The organism is Streptomyces sp. NPDC046308, from assembly GCF_055588065.1.
Genome location: NZ_JBVJFB010000007.1, coordinates 327,957 through 345,011 on the forward strand (window position 1 = coordinate 327,957; position 17,055 = coordinate 345,011).

The window sequence follows — 17,055 nt, forward strand, 5'->3', positions numbered from 1 at the left end:
AGTAACGTTGGTGTGCGGGGACTGTAGCGTGCCAGGGCGCTCCGCGTCAGCGCCCCAGTAGTCTCAGCGCTCATGGAGCAGAGGCATCTCGGCCGCACCGGACTGCGCGTTTCCCGGATCGGCCTCGGCACCCTCACCTGGGGCCGCGACATCGGTGAGGAAGCCGCCGCCGAGCAGGTGAAGACCTTCTGGGAGGCGGGCGGCACGCTCGTCGACACGGCCGACGTGTACGGGGGCGGGGAGGCGGAGTACCTGCTCGGCCGGCTGGTGGGCGGGCTCGTCCCGCGCCGGGACCTGGTGATCGCGACCAAGGCGGGCAGCGTGCCGGACCCGGACCGGCGGTTCGACGGCTCGCGCGGGCACCTGCTCGACGCGCTGGACGCCTCGCTGGACCGGCTCGGCACCGACTACGTCGACCTCTGGCAGGTGCACGCCTTCGATCCGGCGACCCCGCTGGAGGAGACCCTCCAGGCGCTGGACCTGGCGGTGAGCAGCGGCCGGGCCCGGTACGCCGGGGTGTCCAACTACTGCGGCTGGCAGCTCGCGAAGGCGGCGACGTGGCAGCTCGCGGCGCCGGGCGTACGGACCCGGATCGCCTCGACGCAGATGGAGTACTCGCTGCTGCAGCGCGGCGTGGAACGCGAGGTGCTGCCGGCCGCGCTGGACCTCGGGATCGGCCTTCTCCCCTCGTCCCCGCTGGGGCGCGGGGTGCTGACGGGCAAGTACCGGGACGGCGTGCCGGCGGACTCCCGGGGCGCCTCGGACTCCATGGCCGCCTTCGTGGACCCGTACCTCGACGAGGCTGCGGGCCGGATCGTGGACGCGGTGGTGACGGCGGCCCGCGGGCTGGCCGTGACCGCGCTGGAGGTGGCCCTCGCGTGGATCCGGGACCGGCCCGGGGTGGTCGCGCCGATCGTGGGCGCACGGACGTCGGCGCAGCTCGGGGCGGCACTGTCGGTGGAGGCCCTTAGTCTTCCCGAGGAGATCTGCCGGGCGCTGGACGATGTGTCGGCTCCGGTGCACCGCTATCCCGATCAGGACTGGAGCACGCTGTGAGTACGGACCGCCAAGCCGAGACCGAAGCCGCTGCCGCGGAGGAAACGGCCGGGGCACAGGCCGACTCGGGCGGGCCCGAGGTCGGGCCTGCCGCACCGCACGGCGAAGCCGTCGACGGCGGACAGGAGGGGGCGGAGCCCCCGGGTGCGGGAAGGGCCGGGGCCGAGGGGAGCCCCGCAGAACCCGAGGCCGAGGCGGAGACCGCGGCCGAGCCAGGGGCCGGGGGCAAGCCTGAGGCCGAGCCGGAGGCCGAGGCCGAGCCGGAGCCAGAGGGCGAGCCGGAGGCCGAGGCCGAGCCGCAGACCGGGCCGGAGGCCGAACCGGAGGCCGCGGCCGAGGCCGACGCGGCGGAGTCCGCCGGGCCGGCCGCCGAGGCCCAGGCGGCGCCCGCCCTCACCGAGGCGCAGGCCGAACTCGCCGCGCAGAAGGTCGAGCGGGAGCGGATCGCCCGGCGCAAGGCGGAGCGGGAGGCACCCGTCGAGGCCGGGGCCAAGCTCAGCGGGAAGGCCGCCGATCTGCTGGCCGCCGTACGGGCCGTGGAGAGCGGGGAGAAGCCCCCCGCCGTGTACTTCGACGAGGCCCCGGCCGCGCCCCGCAGGCCGGCCCCCGCCCCCGCCGCGCCCCGCCCGGCCGCCCCGGCGCCGGTGACCGCGGCGGCGCCCTCCGCCGACGCCGTCGAGGGCGTACGGGCCGTACTGGCCCGCGGTGGCGCCCCCGAGGCCCTGGCCGGTCCCGCCGCGGCGGCCCTCGGCGAGGGAGCCGCCGAGCAGCTCGCCGAGAACCCGTGGCGGCTGCTGTCGCTGCCCGCGGTGCGCCCGACCCAGGCGGACGGCTTCGCCCGCTCCCTGCTGGGCTCCGGGGCCGGTCCCGGGGACGAGCGCCGCGCCACCGTCCTGGTGGGCTGGCTGCTGGCCCAGGCCGGGCTCAAGGGGCACACCGCGCTGGAGGCCCCGGTGCTGGAGAAGGCGCTGGCCCAGTACGGCGTACCGGATCCGGCCGGAGCGCTGGAACAGGCCATTGCGGACGGCTCGGTACTGGTCTTCCACGAGCCCCTCGGGCCGCCGGCCGAGGAGGGCGAGGAGCAGCCCGTACGTCTCCTCGTGGGCCTGGAGGGTGCCGCCATGGCCGAGGAGAGCCTGGCCGACGGCCTGGCCCGGCTGGCCGGCACCTTCGGCGGCACGGCGGACTGGGAGCAGGCCGCCGCGGCCGCGCCGGGCCCGTCCGCCGCCGAACTGATCCGCACGGTCGCGGGCCACGGCCTGGTCACCCACACCGGTGGCGAGGCCGCGCGCGCCGAGGTGTTCGCCCTGGTCGCGGCGGCCCGGGAACGGGGGCTGCGGGCCTGGTCGGCCGCGCACTCCCCCGCCGGCCCGGACTCCGTGACCGTGGCGGGGCTGCTGTCCGGGGCGCAGGGGCCCGGGCGGGACGCGGACGGGCAGTTCGCGCTGGACCTCCTCGTGGTGCTGGACGCGCCGCAGCTGGACGTGGAGACCGCGGCCGCGCTGGTGGAGTCCGTGCCGGACGGGGCCCGGCTGGTGCTCTCCGGGGACCCCGGGGTCCTCGGGTCCGCCGGGGCCGGGCGGGTGTTCGCCGATGTGCTGGCGGCCCGCACGTGCCCCCAGGTGGTCTCCCGCACGCCGGACCCGGGCCCCCTCGGCGAGCTCGTCTCCGGGGTCGGGATCGGCGAGCTGAACCAGGTCGACGCCCCGGGCAAGGAGGTCGTCATCGTCCCCGTGAAGGACGCCGGTGAGGCCGTCCACCGGGCCGTGCAGCTGGTGGCCGAGTCGGTGCCGCGGGCCTTCGGGATCCCTGCGGACAGCGTGCAGGTGATCACCCCGGGCCACGGCGGCTCGGCGGGGACGCGGGCGCTGAACGCCGCCCTCAAGGAGCGGCTGAACCCCGGCCCCGGCCGGTTCGGCGGCTTCGACCCCGGCGACCGGGTCGTCCACGTGCCGTCTCCCGGGCGGGCCCTGCCGGCCCGCGTGGTGTCGGCCGACGCGGAGGGCCTGCACCTGGACCGTACGGGCGCGCGGATCGTCGTACCGAAAAAGCTGGTGGAGTCCCAGGTGCGGCACGGCTGGGCGGTGACGGCGCACCAGGCCGTCGGGACGCGCTGGCCGGCGGTGGTCGTCGTACTGCCGGGTGACGCGGCGCAGGCGCTGTCGCGGGACTGGGTGTACACGGCGTTCGGCCGGGCCGAGCGGCACCTGTCGGTGGTGCATGGCGTCGACCAGGCGCTGCCGCACGCGGTGGCCAATGTGCTGCCGAAGCCGCGTACGACACGGCTGGCGGGTCTGCTGAAGGCGCTCGCGACGGCGGGCGAGCAGGCGGAGTGACCCCGGCCGTGGCCCCCGTCCTGCGGGGCGGGGGCCACGGATGCCGGGCGGGGGACGGGCCGGGGCTCAGGCCGGGGTCAGCCCCGGCTCCGCGGTCTCGTCCTCTTCCTCGTCCTCGTCTTCGTCCTCTTCCTCGTCGAAGACGGAGCTGACGTCGAACCGGTGCAGCACGTCCTGAGGATCGATGTTCCCGAAGGGCGCATCGAGCCACTCCCCCGGTTCCGCCACCTCCTCCGAGGCGGCGATCCAGAGCGTGGAGTCACCCTCCTCCAGCCCGAAGTCCTTGTAGCGGGAGGCGATCTCGTCGGGTTCGTACTCCCCGAACAGGACGCCCAGCGCCTCTGCGGTGCCGCCGTCCTGGACGAAGTCGGCGTCCCGGTCGTGCGCGGCGATCCGCTCGGCCTGGGCGATCAGCCGGGGCGGCTCGACGACGGCGTAGTCGCGGCGGATGAGCACGCTGAAGGCGGCGGGCTCGGCGGGACCGGTGTACGGCACGCCGTCCTCGGGCGTGGGGATCTCGAAGGGGGTGACCTCGTCGTAGCGGTCGTAGAGGAGTTCGTCGTAGACCTCGGCCGCGGCGGCGAGTTCGTTGAACGCGGCGTAGACGTCGGGGTCCTCGTCCCCGATCCTGCGCTCGACCGCGGCGAGGTGACGGTCGAGCGCGGCCTTGACCGCCTCGGCGGCGGCGCGTACCTCGGCAACAGTGGGAAGAGCGGCATCAGACATAGAGGAGACGCTATCCGTAGCAGGCCTCTGCCCGCACAATAGATGCGATGCCGGAATACGAATTTGTCGACGTGTACGTGCCCCGCGGGGTCCCTCGGAGCGAGGCGACCCGCCTGTTGACCGACCATGCCGAGTACGGGAACTGGGAACTCGACCGCCTGAGCCTGTACCGGGACGGCAGTCGCCGTGTGCGACTGCGCCGCCGGATCATCCGCCAGGTCCGCGCGACCTGGTGACGCGGGCCCCGGGGGCGGGGCCCGCGTCGTGAACAGCCGTCAGGCGGCGTTGCGGGCGCGCCGGTAGAGCACGCTGCCCGCCAGCAGCAGGCCGCCCGCGATCGGGAGGCCGGCGGTGAGGACGTCACCGGAGCCGGTGGCGGCGAGACGGGCCGACTGCCCGGTGTCGCCGCCGGTCCGGGTGCCGGTTCCCGGGCCGGGGTGCGTGATCGGGGTGACGGGCGTGACGGATCCCGTGCCGGGGTTGGCCGGCGTACCCGGGGTGCCCGTACCCGGCGTGCCGGGGTTGCCCGGGTTTCCGGGGTTGCCCGGGTTTCCGGGGTTGCCCGGGTTTCCGGGGATCTCACCGCCCGGCGTCCCGGGAGTGCCCGGGTTCCCGGGAAGCTCACCACCCGGGTTTCCGGGGGTGCCCGGGGTGCCGGGCGTCTCGCCGCCCGGCGTGCCGGGGTTGCCGGGGTTCCCGGGGGTCTCGCCGCCCGGCGTGCCCGGATTTCCGGGGTGCCCCGGGTGGTCGTCACACGGCTCGTCGCCCCCGCCCGGGTGTCCGGGGTGACCGGGGTTGCCCGGGTGACCGGGGTTGCCCGGGTAACCGGGGTTGTGCGGCTTGCTCGGCTTGCCCTGGCCGCCGTTGGCGCAGTGGTTCCCGAAGGCCGGGTTGAGGCCTCCCACCACCGTGACCGTGTTCCCGCAGGCGTTCACCGGTGCGTCCACCGGCGCCTGCACGGTGTTCCCGGACAGCAGTCCCGGAGAGTTCGCGGCGTGCCCCGTCGCGTGGGAGTCCGCGTGTGCGTGGCCCCCGGCCATCGCGAGGACACCCCCCGCGGCAGCCATGGTGATCAGGGTCTTCCTGGTGACCTGTGCCGGTCGTCGCATCTGTACTCGTCCCCTGGTGAGTGCGTTTCGGCCGCTCTGGGCGGCCAGGCCGTCCAGGCTCCCCCGCCTGGTACGCCGAAGATGAGAAACCGGGCCGGAAAGCCCGGTGGCCCCGGAGCGCTGGATTGCGCTCCGGGGCCGAAGACGTCAAACGGGTCAGGCGTTGACGCAGGTGTTGCCGAAGGCCGGGTTGAGCAGGCCGATGACGGAGACCGAGTTGCCGCAGACGTTCACGGGAACGTGGATCGGAACCTGGACGACGTTGCCGGACAGAACACCGGGGGAGCCGATGGCCGCACCCTGGGCACCCGCGTCGGCGACAGCCAGGCCCGCACCCGCGAGAACCAGGCCACCGGTGGCAGCCGCAGCGGCGACAACCTTCTTGATCATTGTTCCTCCTAGTAGGCAATGCGGTCCCAGCCGCGGACCGCACCACCTGTAACGAGGAGAGATCACCGGGGCTACGAGCGTATGAGTGCATTCACTCTTCTCAGTGGAATGCGCACACCCTCGCGAATCTCAGGCGTTGTCGAGGAATCGGTCGAGCACCCGCACGCCGAACTTCAGTCCGTCCACCGGTACGCGCTCGTCCACGCCGTGGAACATCCCTGCGAAGTCCAGCTCCGGCGGCAGCTGGAGCGGCGCGAAGCCGAAGCAGCGGATGCCGAGGTCGTCGAAGGACTTGGCGTCCGTACCGCCCGAGAGCATGTACGGGACCGCGCGCGCGATCGGGTCCTCGGCCTTCAGGGCGCCCTGCATGGCGTCGACGAGCCGCCCGTCGAAGTCCGTCTCCAGGGCCTTGTCGCCGTGCACGTCCTCGTACTTCACGCGCGGCCCGAGGATCCGGTCGAGGTCGGCGAAGAACTCGTCCTCGTAGCCGGGGAGGAAGCGCCCGTCGACGTGCGCGGTGGCCTGGCCGGGGATGACGTTGACCTTGTAGCCGGCGCCGAGCATCGTCGGGGCGGCCGAGTTGCGCAGCGTCGCGCCGACCATCTTGGCGATGCCGCCGAGCTTCGCGAGGGTCTCGTCCATGTTGTCCGGGTCCAGCGGGGTCCCGAGCGCGTCCGAGAGCTCGTCCAGGAAGCTCCGTACGGTCTTGGTCACCCGCACCGGCCACTGGTGGCGGCCGAGCCGCCCCACGGCCTCGCACAGCTCCGTGATGGCGTTGTCGTTGTTGGTCATCGAGCCGTGGCCCGCGGTGCCCTCCACCGTGAGCCGCATCCAGTGCATGCCCTTCTGGGCGGTCTCCACGAGGTAGAGGCGCAGGTTCTCGTTCACCGTGAAGGAGAAGCCGCCGACCTCGCCGATCGCCTCGGTGACGCCCTCGAACAGGCCGGGGTGCTTGTCCACCAGGTGCCGGGCCCCGTAGATGCCGCCCGCCTCCTCGTCGGCGAGGAAGGCCAGCACGATGTCGCGCGGGGGCTTGCGGCCGCTGCGCATCCGGTCGCGCACGACGGCCAGCGTCATCGCGTCCATGTCCTTCATGTCGACGGCGCCGCGGCCCCACAGGCAGCCGTCGGCGATCTCGCCCGCGAACGGGTCGTAGGTCCAGTCGGCGGCGTTGGCCGGAACCACGTCGGTGTGCCCGTGGATCAGCAGCGCCGGCCGCGAGGGGTCCTCCCCCTCGATCCGCGCCACGGTCGAGGCGCGGCCCTTGTGCGATTCGAAGATCTGCGGCTCCAGGCCGACCTCGGCGAGCTTCTCGGCGACCCACTCCGCCGCCTTGCGCTCTCCGGGACCCGAGTGGTCTCCGTAGTTGCTGGTGTCGATCCGGATGAGGTCCCGGCAGAGGTCGACTACCTCGTCCTCGCCGGAGACGGTCCTGCCCGCGCTCGACTCGCTCACGCTGCTTCCTCCCACTGATCAGTACCGAACCCCTCCATCCTCGCGCCCCGGGCCGCTCTCCCCAAGGGCGATCCCCGGCCGTCGGGGGGTGTGATCGGGGACCCCGGAATGTTTGGTAATGTTTTCCACGTCGGAACGGCCCGCGAGGGACGCGAGACAGACACCTTGTCCGGGTGGCGGAATGGCAGACGCGCTAGCTTGAGGTGCTAGTGCCCTTTATCGGGCGTGGGGGTTCAAGTCCCCCCTCGGACACCAGTGAGAGAACCCCACTTCGTGTGGGGTTCTCCGCGTTTACCGGCCTCTCGGGCGCCCGGCCGTGCCGAACCGACGAGTTGGGCCTGTATGACCCCGGTACGACGAAGGACCCCGCCGATCGGCGGGGTCCTTCGTCGTACCGGCCGGGGGGTCAGTCGCGGGAGGCGGCTATCTCGGCCACGCGGCCGCGGACCAGGAACCAGCCGCCGACCAGGGCGGCCGCGATGGCCGGGAGGAACATGACGGTGGTGCGGCCGACGCCGCCGTCGCTCCACATCAGGACCAGGACGGTGACGAGGAAGGCCAGGGTCACGAGCTGGGTGTACGGGGCCCAGGGCAGGCGGTACGACGGGCGCTCGACCAGACCGTTCTTCGCGCGGTGCCAGAAGAACAGCGAGCAGATCATGACCATCGCCCAGGTGCCGAGGATGCCGATGGAGGCGAGGTTGAGGACGATCTCGAAGGCTTCGCCCGGCATCCAGGCGTTCAGGCCGACGCCCGCGACGCCGAAGGCGGCGGTGAACAGCACGCCGCCGTAGGGGACCTTGCCCTTGTTCATGAGGCCGGTGAACTTCGGCGCGGAGCCGGAGACGGCCATCGAGCGCAGGATGCGGCCGGTGGAGTAGAGGCCGGAGTTCAGGCTGGAGAGGGCGGCGGTGAGCACGACCAGGTTCATGACGCCGGCGGCGCCGGGGACGCCCAGCTTGTCGAAGACGGTGACGAAGGGGCTCTGGTCCGAGCTGTACTCGGTGTAGGGCAGGAGGAGGGCGAGGAGGACGACCGAGCCGACGTAGAAGAGGCCCACGCGCCACATGATCGAGTTGATCGCCTTCGGCATGATCTTCTCGGGGTTCTCGGTCTCGCCGGCGGCGACGCCGCAGAGTTCGACGGAGGCGTACGCGAAGACCACGCCCTGGATGACCAGGAGCATCGGGAGCACGCCCGAGGGGAAGATCCCGCCGTTGTCCGTGATGGAGGACAGGCCCGGGGTGTGGCCGCCGATCTCGTGGCTGGTGGCGACGAGCCAGATGCCGACGATCAGGAAGATCACCAGGGCGGCGACCTTGACCAGGGAGAACCAGAACTCCATCTCGCCGAAGTACTTCACCGAGATCAGGTTGGCGGTGAGGACGACGGCGAGGGCGATGAACGCGAGGACCCACTGGGGGACGTCGGTGAACATCGACCAGAAGTGGGCGTAGGTCGCGGCGGCCGTGATGTCGGCCACCGTGGTGGTCGACCAGTTCAGGAAGTACAGCCAGCCGGCCGTGTAGGCGCCCTTCTCCCCCATGAACTCGCGGGCGTAGGAGACGAAGGCTCCGGAGGAGGGTCGGTACAGGACGAGCTCGCCGAGCGCACGGACGACGAAGAAGGCGAAGACTCCGCAGACCGCGTAGGCGATCGCGAGGGAGGGTCCCGCACCGGCGAGGCGACCGCCGGCGCCGAGGAACAGTCCGGTGCCTATCGCTCCGCCGATCGCGATCATGTTGATGTGGCGGGACTTGAGGTCCTTGCTGTAGCCCTCGTCACCGGCGTCGACATGGCGGGAAGACGCCGGGGCGGGAGCCTCGGTCAAGGTGCGGTCACTCAGGTCACTCATGTATGACTTCGCCTTCGTGGGGGTCGGACGGCAGGTCCGTTCCACGGCGCAGGGGAGCTGGGTGGTGTCCCCTGTGTCGCGGTCCGGTGATTTTGTCGCCCCAGGAGACCATGAGGGTCCGCCACCCGCCAAAATCGGCCCCTTGTACGCCGAAGCCCCCGACGACCTTGGAAAGGGGTGTCGGGGGCTTCGTAGCTGCTCGAAAGCGAGGTCAGTCGGTGGTGTCGGCCCCTGCCGCCTGGTCGAGGCGGAAGGCCTCGTTGCCCAGGCCGATACGGGCGTGCACCTCGGGGCGGCTGCGGCGCAGCAGCGCTCCGTAGAGCAGGCCGGTCACGCCGGCGGCGCCGATGATCGCGGGCAGGAGCCAGCTGAGCGCGGAGCCCTTCTCGGCGCCGACGAGGACGCCGAAGTCCTTGACGGTGTAGACGGCGATGGCGAGGAGCGCGAGGCCCGCGGCGCCGGCCGCGACGAGGCGCCAGACCTGGGCGCCGGCGGTGCCGCGGCGGACGAAGAAGGCGATGACGGCGAAGGAGGCGGCGGCCATGAGGAGGGTCACGCCGAGGGCGCCGACGCTGCCCATCCAGGTGAACAGGTGCAGGACGGGGGCGGTGGGGTCGCCGGCGGGCAGATCGTCGGCAACGGCGAAGGCGATCACGACGAGGGCGGCGACGCCGGTCTGCAGGAGGGAGCCGGTGCCGGGGGCACCGGTGCCGGCGTTGGTCCGGCCGAAGGCGGCGGGGAGCAGTCCCTCGCGGCCCATGGCGAAGGCGTAGCGGGCCACGACGTTGTGGAAACTGAGCATGGCCGCGAACATGCCGGTCACGAAGAGGACGTGCAGGACGTCGGTGAAGGTGGCGCCGAGGCGGCTCTCGGTGAGCTGGAAGAGGAGGCCGGGGCCGGCTTCGGCGGAGGTCTTCACGACCTCGGCGGGGCCGGTGGCGACGGTGAGGGCCCAGGCGCTGAGGGCGAAGAAGAGGGCGACGAAGCCGACGGCGAGGAACATCACCCGGGAGACGACGATGTGCGGCTTGCTGGTCTCCTCGGCGTAGACCGGGGACTGCTCGAAGCCGACGAAGGCGGCGATGCAGAAGCAGAGCGCGGTGCCGAGGCCCGCTCCGCTGAGGGTCTGGGGGTTGAAGGCGTGCAGCGAGAGGCCTTCGGCGCCGGGTTCGGCGAGGGCGGCGAGGTCGAAGGCGACGACGAGGGCGCACTCGATGAGGAGCAGGACCCCGAGGACCTTGGCGTTGAGGTCTATCTTGAGCCAGCCGAGCGCGCCGGTGAGGGCGACGGCCAGCAGGGCCGGTATCCACCAGGAGACCTGGATCTCCAGGTAGGTGGCGAAGAGGCCGGAGATCTCGAAGCCGAGGATGCCGTAGACCCCGCACTGCATGGCGCTGTAGGCGACGAGGGCGACGAAGGAGGCACCGGCGCCGGCGGTGGGGCCGAGGCCGCGGGCTATGTACGCGTAGAAGGCGCCGGCGTTGTGGACGTGCCGGCTCATCTCGGCGTAGCCGATGCTGAAGAGCGCGAGGACGGCCCCGAGGATGACGAAGAGCAGCGGCTGGCCGACGATGCCCATGACCCCGAAGGTCGTGGGCATGACACCGGCGACGACCATCAGGGGCGCGCTGGCGGCGAGTACGGACAGGAGCAGGCCGGCGGTGCCGAGGCGGTCGGCGCGCAGGGCGCGGTCCTGGCCCTTGTACGTACGGATCTCTGCCGGGTCCTGGAGCGTGGTGGATCTGCCCGTCGGCATGGCGGCGTCCTTTCGGGGGCGCGGTTCTCTCGGGGGGGCGGTTCTTCGGGGGCGCTGTTCTTCGGGGGCCGGCGTCTTCGGTGTCAGGCGGTGCCCAGCGCGACGCTGCGCGCGGCGAGGAAGGCCTTCTGCGGGTCCCGGTCCGGATAGGACCAGGGCGCGGGGGTGGCGTGGCTGCCGATCCGGTGGAAGAGGGCGGCGGCCTCGGCGGGGCGGCCCTCGCAGAGTTTGGCGTGGGCGAGGAAGTTGAGGTCGACGCGGTTGCGGGGGTGGTCGTCGCGCTCCCACTCCAGCCACCAGTCGAAGGCGGAGCGCAGGACCTGGCGGGCGCGGCGGCCGGCCCAGTGGGCGGCGGCCGTCTCGGGGGTGTGGCCGTGGGTGGCGGCGAGGACCCGGTATCGCTCGGCGTGCGCGACGACGGGGAGTACGGCGAGCGGCGAGTCGGCCGGGGACTCCTCGGCGGCCCAGGCCGCGAAGTCGTAGACCTCGTGGAGCGGGTCCTGGCCGGAGGCGAGGGCGCGTTCGGCCAGCCGGGCGACCATCAGGTGGTGGGCGTGGTGGTGCTCGCGGTGGCGGGCCCGGACCTGGTCGAAGTGGCGGCTGAACTCCTCCTCGCTGCCGAAGGCGCGGGAGAGGAGGAGCAGCCCGAGCCAGGGGGTGGGGTCGGCGGGGTGCAGGGCGGCGGCCCGGCGGCAGGCCTCCTCGGCGGCGGCGGGGGTGCCCTTGTGGCGCAGGGCGGTGAAGACGGCGGCGCAGGCGAGGAGGGTGGCGGCGTCGGCGCTCTCCGGCTCTGCGAGCAGCCATTCGCGGGCCCAGGCGGTGGCGGCCGGGGTCTGGGCGAGGACGACGACACGGTGGGCCCGGCGGTCCCAGTCGTCGCCGGTCCCGACGAGGAGGGCGCGGGCCTTGGCCCAGCGGCCCTGGGTGAACTGGGACCGGACGTCGACGAGTTCGGCGTCGCAGAGGGCCGGGTCGAAGAGCTGGGCTTCCCGCTTGCGGGCGCGGCCGAGGGGCGGCGGAGGCGGGGACATCCGCGGGTTTCCCTCCAGGACGCGGGCGGACGAGGGGCGGCGGCGGCCGGAAACGCGCGCAGGGCGCACGCGAGCGGTTCGGCCTGGTGGTCGGGAGATCGTGCCGGTGAGCGCACCGGTGATCACGCACAGCAAAGCGGTACGCACGCGTCCGAGTCAAGGTCCAGTCCACTGCGTGGCGGGTTTCAACTGCACCGATGGCGATGTGAGTTGGGCTGGTTGTGCGGGTTCGGGAGGTTGCGGTGGCGGCGTCGTAGGGTGGTGCCATGACCGGTCCTGACGATCTTCCTCCCTATCTGCTGGGGTTCCCCGGCCCGCTGCGCGACCAGTTGGTCGCGGCCGTGCTGAGCGGGGCCAAGACCAGCACCACCGGCCTGCTCGCGGAGTACGAGGCCGAGGGCGAGCCGCTGCCTGAGCCGGGCGCCCGCTCCCTGCTCGTCGACTCCGCGGAGCGGGGGGTGGCGGTGGTTCAGGTGACGGCCGTGGAGGTGCTGCGGCTCGGGGACGTCGGGCTGGCGCACGCGCTCGACGAGGGCGAGGGCTTCTCGTCCGTGGCCGAATGGCGTACGGCACACGAGGACTTCTGGCACAGCGAGCCGGTGCGCGCGGCCGTCGGTGACCTCGGGTTCACGGTCGACGACGACACCCTCGTGGTCGCGGAGCGGTTCCGGGTCACCGAGCGGCTGGTCTGACGGAACGTTTCGGCCTGGTCGGGCCCGGCGGCGGGAGCCACCGGGCGGGCAGCCGGGCCGTCCCGGCGGGCCGCGGGGCCGTCCGGCGTGCCGCGGGGCCGTCCGGCGTGCCGCGGGCCCGTCCCGGCGGGGCCGTCCGGGCGGGGCCGTCGCGGCGGGCCGCGGGGCCGTCAGCCTGTCGCCAGGGCCGCGGCGCGGCCCGCCGCGCGCCCCGAGAAGATGCACCCGCCGAGGAACGTCCCCTCCAGGGCCCGGTAGCCGTGGACCCCACCGCCGCCGAACCCGGCCGCCTCGCCCGCCGCGTAGACGCCCGGCAGCGGCTCGCCCGCCCCGGTCAGGACGCGCGAGGAGAGGTCGGTCTCCAGGCCGCCCAGGGACTTGCGGGTCAGGATCGAGAGGCGTACCGCGATCAGCGGCCCGGCGGCGGGGTCCAGGATCCGGTGCGGGGCGGCCGTGCGGATCAGCTTGTCGCCGAGGTACCTGCGGGCCCCGTGGATGGCCGTGACCTGGAGGTCCTTGGTGAAGGGGTTGGCGATCTCGCGGTCGCGGGCCACGATCTCGCCGCGGACGGCCGCCTCGTCCAGAAGGTCCTCCTTGGTCACCGCGTTCATCCCGCGGACCAGGGCGGACAGGTCGCGCTCGACGACGAAGTCGGCGCCGTTGTCCATGAAGGCCCTGACCGGTCCGGGTACGGCCTGGCGGGCGCGGGTGATCACGTCGCGGACCGACTTGCCCGTGAGGTCGGGGTTCTGCTCGGAGCCGGAGAGCGCGAACTCCTTGCCGATGATCCGCTGGTTGAGCACGAACCAGGTGTGGTCGTGCCCGGTCTTCATGATGTGGTCGAGGGTGCCGAGGGTGTCGAAGCCGGGGAACAGCGGCACGGGCAGCCGCTTGCCCGTGGCGTCCAGCCACAGCGGGGACGGGCCGGGCAGGATGCGGATCCCGTGCCTGGCCCAGATCGGGTTCCAGTTCCCGATGCCCTCGGTGTAGTGCCACATCCGGTCCTTGTTGATGTGGCTGGCGCCGGCCGCCTCCGCGATGCCCAGCATCAGGCCGTCCACGTGCGCCGGGACGCCGGAGAGCATGCGCTGCGGCGGGGTGCCGAGCCGGGCGGGCCACTGCGCGCGCACCAGGTCGTGGTTGCCGCCGATGCCGCCGCTGGTGACGATCACCGCCTGGGCCCGCAGGGAGAAGGTCCCGGTGACCTCACGGCTGCTCGCGGTGCCCCGTTCGGCGCCGGACGGGGCCAGGACCTCGCCCGTGACGGTGTCCACCGCGCCGGCGGTGGCGGACAGCCCCGTGACGCGGTGGCGGAACGCGAACCGGACGAGGCCGCGCGCGACGCCGGCCCGGACGCGCCGCTCGAAGGGTGCCACCAGGCCGGGGCCGGTGCCCCAGGTGATGTGGAAGCGCGGGACGGAGTTCCCGTGGCCGTTGGCGTCGTAGCCGCCGCGCTCGGCCCAGCCGACGACGGGGAAGAAGCGGACGCCCTGGGCGTGCAGCCAGGAGCGCTTCTCGCCGGCAGCGAAGTCGACGTAGGCCTCGGCCCAGCGGCGCGGCCAGGCGTCCTCCTCGCGGTCGAAGCCGGCGGTGCCCAGCCAGTCCTGCAGGGCGAGCGCGTGACTGTCCTTGATCCGCATCCGGCGCTGCTCGGGCGAGTCCACGAAGAACAGGCCGCCGAAGGACCAGTGCGCCTGGCCGCCGATGGACTGCTCCGGCTCCTGGTCGAGCAGGATGACCTTGCGGCCCGCGTCGACGAGCTCGGCGGTGGCCACGAGGCCCGCGAGCCCGGCTCCGATCACGATCACGTCTGCGTCGTACGTCATGCGGCTACCCGTCCTCCGTCGCTGGTGGGGCAGATCCTTTGCTACGGAGCGGTAACCAGTCAACAGGGGTGGTTGGATGAACCATGTGAGTGCCGCTGACGAAGTACTGGACGTGGTGGACCGGCAGGACCGGGTCACCGGGCAGGCCCCGCGGGGCGAGGTGTACGCGCGGGGGCTGATCCACCGCTGCGTGTTCGTGCAGGCGAGGGACGCGCGGGGGCGGATCTTCGTCCACCGGCGCACCGCCTCGAAGCTCGTCTTCCCCTCGCACTACGACATGTTCGTGGGCGGGGTGCTGGGCGCCGGCGAGACCTATGCGCAGGCCGCGCTGCGGGAGGCCGAGGAGGAGCTGGGCGTACGGGGGCTGCCGCAGCCCACACCGCTGTTCAAGTTCCTGTACGAGGGCCCGGGCGGGGCCTGGTGGTCGTACGTGCACGAGGTGCGGTGCGAGCTGCCGGTGGCCCCCCAGGAGTCGGAGGTCGACTGGCACACCCACCTCACGCAGGAGGAGTTGGACCGGCGGGTCGAGGACGGGGACTGGGCCTGGGTGCCGGACGGGCTGGAGGCCTACCGGCGGCTGCGCGGGTTCCGGGAGGCGGGCCAGTAGATTGGCCGGGTGATCGACTTCGTCAAGGACGTGCGCCTCTGGTTCGCACCCGCGCGGCTGAGGGACGAGGGCGAGACCCCCGACTACCGCTTCTCGCTGGCCAACGAGCGGACCTTCCTGGCCTGGATCCGGACCGCGCTGGCCCTGGTGGGCGGCGGTTTCGCCGTCGACCAGTTCCTGCCGGACCTGCGCTGGGGGGTGCGGGTCGGGATGTCCGTCGCGCTGCTCGCGGTGGGCGCGGCCTGTGCGCTGCGGGCGGTGAACCACTGGGTGCGGTGCGAGCGGGCGATGCGGCGGGGCGAGGACCTGCCGCTGTCACGGTTCCCCGTGGTGCTGAGCCTGGGGGTGGGGCTGGTCGCCGTGGCGATGGTGATGGTCGTGCTGCTGGGCTGGACGCGGAGCCGGTGACCGCGTACGGGGAGACGCGCGACGCCGGGCTCCAGCCGGAGCGGACCCGGCTGGCGTGGCGGCGTACGACGCTGGCCTGCTCGGTGGTCGCGGTGCTGGGGATACGGCAGGCCCTGCACGGATCCGGTACGCCGGTGACGGCTGCGGGGGCGGCTGTGACCGCCCTGCTCTGGCTGGCGTTCCTGGGGGTGGCGCACCGGCGGATCCGGGCGCTGGCGACGGACCGGCCGCGGGGGCTCTCGCCGCGGGCGGCGCTGGCGGCGGCGGGGTGCACGGTGGCGATGGCGCTGTTCGCGCTGGCGGTCGTCCTCTGATCCCCGGCCGCGGCTCCAGGCCGCTCCGGACCGCTCCGGACCGGTCGGATGATCGCGGTTTTGCGCGTCGCCCGGACACAACGGGCGGTACCGGGTGAACCGCACTAATCTCGGCCGCATGACGACCCTGCACCACGAACACCCCACGCACCAGCACACGCACGGCGCGGACTGCGGGCACCAGGCGGTTCGGCACGGCGACCACGTCGACTACGCGCACGACGGCCATCTGCACCGGGAGCACTCGGGGCACTGGGACGAGTGCGAGCCCTCCGGGCACACCGCCCACGAGGGCCACGACCACGCACACGGCTCGGACTGCGGGCACGAGGCGGTCCAGCACGGCGACCACGTCGACTACGTGCACGACGGGCACCGGCACGCCGCGCACGACGGGCACTACGACGACCACTGACCGGCCCCCTCCCCGGCGCCCCCTCACCGGCGCCTCTGAGCGGCGCCCCTGAGCGGCGCCGCGGACCCGCTCTCCCCCGGCGCGGCGACGGCTGGCAGGATGCCGACCGACCGTCAAAGCGACCCGGGGAGAGCCCAGATGCCCGTCGAAGAGCCGTACCTCGTCCAGCCCGCGCCGGGCGTGTACGCCTACGTCCAACCGGACGGCGGCTGGTGCCTGAACAACGCCGGCTTCGTGAGCGACGGCGGCCGGACCCTGCTCATAGACACCGCCGCCACCGAGCGGCGGGCGCTGGCGCTGCGCGACGCGGTCCTGGCGGCCGGTGTGCCGCTCCCCCGCACCGTGGTGAACACCCACCACCACGGCGACCACACCTACGGCAACGGCGTCTTCACCCCCGAGGCGCTGATCCTCGGCCACGACAGCGCCCGCGCCGAGCAGCTCGCCGCCGGGCACCAGCTGGAGCTGATCTGGCCCGCCACCGACTTCGGCGCGATCGACATCACCGCGCCCGATCTCACCTACAGCGACCGGGCGACCGTCCACGTGGGCGGGACGGAGGTACAGGTCATCCACCCGGGCGTCGCGCACACCACCGGGGACTCGGTCGTGTGGCTGCCCCGGCAGCGGGTGGTTTTCACCGGGGACCTGGTCTTCGCCGGGGGGACCCCGTTCCTGGCGATGGGCTCCCTCGCCGGCTCCCTGCGGGCGCTGGAGCTGCTGCGCTCGCTGGACGCGGAGACGGTCGTACCGGGCCACGGCCCGCTGACCGACGCCTCCGCCTACGAGGCCACCGAGCGCTACCTGCGGTACGTGGCCGAACTCGCCCGGGAGGGCCGGGCGAAGGGGCTGTCGCCCCTGGAGGTGGCCCGGCAGGCAGATCTCGGGGAGTTCGGCGCGTGGCGGGAGAGCGAGCGGCTGGTGGCCAACGTGCACCGGGCGTACGCGGAGCTGGCCGGGGAGCCGGAGGGCTCGCCGCTGGACATACTGGCGGTCCTGAGGGACATGACGGTGATGAACGGCGGTACGCCGATCCTGTGTCACGCGTGAGGTGACATCGCCGGGCGGAAGTTCTTCTT

Annotated in this window: 17 protein-coding genes and 1 tRNA gene; 10 read left to right on the forward strand and 8 right to left on the reverse strand. The window is 73.2% G+C overall.

Translation table 11 applies throughout. The features are described from left to right. The first annotated feature begins 72 nt into the window (after positions 1–72). Together ACZ6JT_RS27490 and ACZ6JT_RS27495 are read left to right on the forward strand one after the other, a co-directional pair. Positions 73–1,056 carry an aldo/keto reductase gene (locus tag ACZ6JT_RS27490; RefSeq protein WP_469213732.1) on the forward strand — a complete coding sequence of 328 codons (984 nt, stop codon included), beginning with the start codon at positions 73–75 and terminating at the stop codon, positions 1,054–1,056. After that, positions 1,053–3,392, forward strand: coding sequence for an ATP-dependent DNA helicase (locus ACZ6JT_RS27495; RefSeq protein WP_469213734.1), 2,340 nt, complete (start codon positions 1,053–1,055; stop codon positions 3,390–3,392). The genes ACZ6JT_RS27490 and ACZ6JT_RS27495 overlap by 4 nt, the downstream gene beginning before the upstream one ends. Before the next feature lie 66 nt (positions 3,393–3,458). Here the strand turns inward: ACZ6JT_RS27495 and ACZ6JT_RS27500 are convergent, their stop codons facing one another. Beyond that, positions 3,459–4,118 carry a hypothetical protein gene (locus tag ACZ6JT_RS27500; RefSeq protein WP_469213736.1) on the reverse strand — a complete coding sequence of 220 codons (660 nt, stop codon included), beginning with the start codon at positions 4,116–4,118 and terminating at the stop codon, positions 3,459–3,461. 47 nt (positions 4,119–4,165) lie between these two features. Between ACZ6JT_RS27500 and ACZ6JT_RS27505 the strand changes: the two genes are divergently transcribed. Further along, entirely contained in the window at positions 4,166–4,354 is a 189-nt protein-coding gene (locus ACZ6JT_RS27505; protein ID WP_030388705.1) for a DUF5703 family protein, read from the forward strand. A gap of 39 nt (positions 4,355–4,393) precedes the next feature. On the opposite strand, the gene ACZ6JT_RS27510 is transcribed toward ACZ6JT_RS27505, so the two are convergent. The 3 genes from ACZ6JT_RS27510 to ACZ6JT_RS27520 all read right to left on the reverse strand — a co-directional run bounded on the left by ACZ6JT_RS27510 (position 4,394) and on the right by ACZ6JT_RS27520 (position 7,072). Next, the gene (locus tag ACZ6JT_RS27510; protein ID WP_469213739.1) at positions 4,394–5,227 is read right to left on the reverse strand and encodes a chaplin; all 834 of its coding nucleotides are present in this window, start codon (positions 5,225–5,227) and stop codon (positions 4,394–4,396) included. Positions 5,228–5,383: 156 nt separating this feature from the next. Then, positions 5,384–5,617 carry a chaplin ChpH gene (gene chpH, locus ACZ6JT_RS27515; RefSeq protein WP_365482890.1) on the reverse strand — a complete coding sequence of 78 codons (234 nt, stop codon included), beginning with the start codon at positions 5,615–5,617 and terminating at the stop codon, positions 5,384–5,386. Positions 5,618–5,746: 129 nt separating this feature from the next. Beyond that, a complete protein-coding gene (locus ACZ6JT_RS27520) occupies positions 5,747–7,072 on the reverse strand; it encodes a M20/M25/M40 family metallo-hydrolase (RefSeq protein WP_376620188.1) in 1,326 nt (441 codons plus the stop codon). A gap of 167 nt (positions 7,073–7,239) precedes the next feature. Here ACZ6JT_RS27520 and ACZ6JT_RS27525 point away from each other — a divergent pair. Further along, positions 7,240–7,327: transfer RNA gene (locus ACZ6JT_RS27525), tRNA-Leu, on the forward strand. Positions 7,328–7,478: 151 nt separating this feature from the next. On the opposite strand, the gene ACZ6JT_RS27530 is transcribed toward ACZ6JT_RS27525, so the two are convergent. The 3 genes from ACZ6JT_RS27530 to ACZ6JT_RS27540 all read right to left on the reverse strand — a co-directional run bounded on the left by ACZ6JT_RS27530 (position 7,479) and on the right by ACZ6JT_RS27540 (position 11,714). Further along, positions 7,479–8,918 carry an amino acid permease gene (locus ACZ6JT_RS27530; RefSeq protein ID WP_469213924.1) on the reverse strand — a complete coding sequence of 480 codons (1,440 nt, stop codon included), beginning with the start codon at positions 8,916–8,918 and terminating at the stop codon, positions 7,479–7,481. A gap of 220 nt (positions 8,919–9,138) precedes the next feature. After that, on the reverse strand, positions 9,139–10,683 hold the full coding sequence (locus ACZ6JT_RS27535; protein ID WP_469213741.1) for an APC family permease: 1,545 nt from the start codon (positions 10,681–10,683) through the stop codon (positions 9,139–9,141). Between the two features lie 83 nt (positions 10,684–10,766). Continuing rightward, positions 10,767–11,714, reverse strand: a complete 948-nt coding sequence (locus ACZ6JT_RS27540; protein WP_469213743.1) for a hypothetical protein — start codon at positions 11,712–11,714, stop codon at positions 10,767–10,769. A gap of 266 nt (positions 11,715–11,980) precedes the next feature. Here ACZ6JT_RS27540 and ACZ6JT_RS27545 point away from each other — a divergent pair, with 266 nt between their 5' ends. Continuing rightward, positions 11,981–12,406, forward strand: coding sequence for an ASCH domain-containing protein (locus tag ACZ6JT_RS27545; RefSeq protein ID WP_469213745.1), 426 nt, complete (start codon positions 11,981–11,983; stop codon positions 12,404–12,406). 170 nt (positions 12,407–12,576) lie between these two features. Here ACZ6JT_RS27545 and ACZ6JT_RS27550 read toward each other — a convergent pair whose 3' ends face one another. Next, positions 12,577–14,232 (reverse strand): FAD-binding dehydrogenase, encoded by a 1,656-nt coding sequence (locus ACZ6JT_RS27550; RefSeq protein ID WP_469213747.1) that lies wholly within the window; start codon positions 14,230–14,232, stop codon positions 12,577–12,579. A gap of 76 nt (positions 14,233–14,308) precedes the next feature. On the opposite strand from ACZ6JT_RS27550, the gene ACZ6JT_RS27555 reads away from it, so the two are divergent. The 5 genes from ACZ6JT_RS27555 (at position 14,309) to ACZ6JT_RS27575 (ending at position 17,026) form a co-directional block, all read left to right on the forward strand. Then, entirely contained in the window at positions 14,309–14,839 is a 531-nt protein-coding gene (locus tag ACZ6JT_RS27555) for an NUDIX hydrolase (RefSeq protein ID WP_469213749.1), read from the forward strand. A gap of 9 nt (positions 14,840–14,848) precedes the next feature. Continuing rightward, entirely contained in the window at positions 14,849–15,247 is a 399-nt protein-coding gene (locus ACZ6JT_RS27560) for a YidH family protein (RefSeq protein WP_365482903.1), read from the forward strand. Beyond that, positions 15,244–15,561 carry a DUF202 domain-containing protein gene (locus tag ACZ6JT_RS27565; protein WP_469213752.1) on the forward strand — a complete coding sequence of 106 codons (318 nt, stop codon included), beginning with the start codon at positions 15,244–15,246 and terminating at the stop codon, positions 15,559–15,561. Before ACZ6JT_RS27560 ends, ACZ6JT_RS27565 begins: the two co-directional genes overlap by 4 nt. A gap of 118 nt (positions 15,562–15,679) precedes the next feature. After that, positions 15,680–15,976 carry a hypothetical protein gene (locus ACZ6JT_RS27570; RefSeq protein WP_469213753.1) on the forward strand — a complete coding sequence of 99 codons (297 nt, stop codon included), beginning with the start codon at positions 15,680–15,682 and terminating at the stop codon, positions 15,974–15,976. 138 nt (positions 15,977–16,114) lie between these two features. After that, positions 16,115–17,026, forward strand: a complete 912-nt coding sequence (locus tag ACZ6JT_RS27575; RefSeq protein ID WP_469213755.1) for an MBL fold metallo-hydrolase — start codon at positions 16,115–16,117, stop codon at positions 17,024–17,026. Positions 17,027–17,055: the final 29 nt, after the last annotated feature.

Excerpts from the sequence above, each read along its gene's own strand:
- ACZ6JT_RS27490 (WP_469213732.1), top strand. The coding sequence starts at position 73 with ATGGAGCAGAGGCATCTCGGCCGCACCGGACTGCGCGTTTCCCGGATC.
- ACZ6JT_RS27500 (WP_469213736.1), bottom strand. The coding sequence starts at position 4,118 with ATGTCTGATGCCGCTCTTCCCACTGTTGCCGAGGTACGCGCCGCCGCC.
- ACZ6JT_RS27505 (WP_030388705.1), top strand. The coding sequence starts at position 4,166 with ATGCCGGAATACGAATTTGTCGACGTGTACGTGCCCCGCGGGGTCCCT.
- ACZ6JT_RS27510 (WP_469213739.1), bottom strand. The coding sequence starts at position 5,227 with ATGCGACGACCGGCACAGGTCACCAGGAAGACCCTGATCACCATGGCT.
- chpH (WP_365482890.1), bottom strand. The coding sequence starts at position 5,617 with ATGATCAAGAAGGTTGTCGCCGCTGCGGCTGCCACCGGTGGCCTGGTT.
- ACZ6JT_RS27535 (WP_469213741.1), bottom strand. The coding sequence starts at position 10,683 with ATGCCGACGGGCAGATCCACCACGCTCCAGGACCCGGCAGAGATCCGT.
- ACZ6JT_RS27540 (WP_469213743.1), bottom strand. The coding sequence starts at position 11,714 with ATGTCCCCGCCTCCGCCGCCCCTCGGCCGCGCCCGCAAGCGGGAAGCC.
- ACZ6JT_RS27545 (WP_469213745.1), top strand. The coding sequence starts at position 11,981 with ATGACCGGTCCTGACGATCTTCCTCCCTATCTGCTGGGGTTCCCCGGC.
- ACZ6JT_RS27550 (WP_469213747.1), bottom strand. The coding sequence starts at position 14,232 with ATGACGTACGACGCAGACGTGATCGTGATCGGAGCCGGGCTCGCGGGC.
- ACZ6JT_RS27555 (WP_469213749.1), top strand. The coding sequence starts at position 14,309 with ATGAACCATGTGAGTGCCGCTGACGAAGTACTGGACGTGGTGGACCGG.
- ACZ6JT_RS27570 (WP_469213753.1), top strand. The coding sequence starts at position 15,680 with ATGACGACCCTGCACCACGAACACCCCACGCACCAGCACACGCACGGC.
- ACZ6JT_RS27575 (WP_469213755.1), top strand. The coding sequence starts at position 16,115 with ATGCCCGTCGAAGAGCCGTACCTCGTCCAGCCCGCGCCGGGCGTGTAC.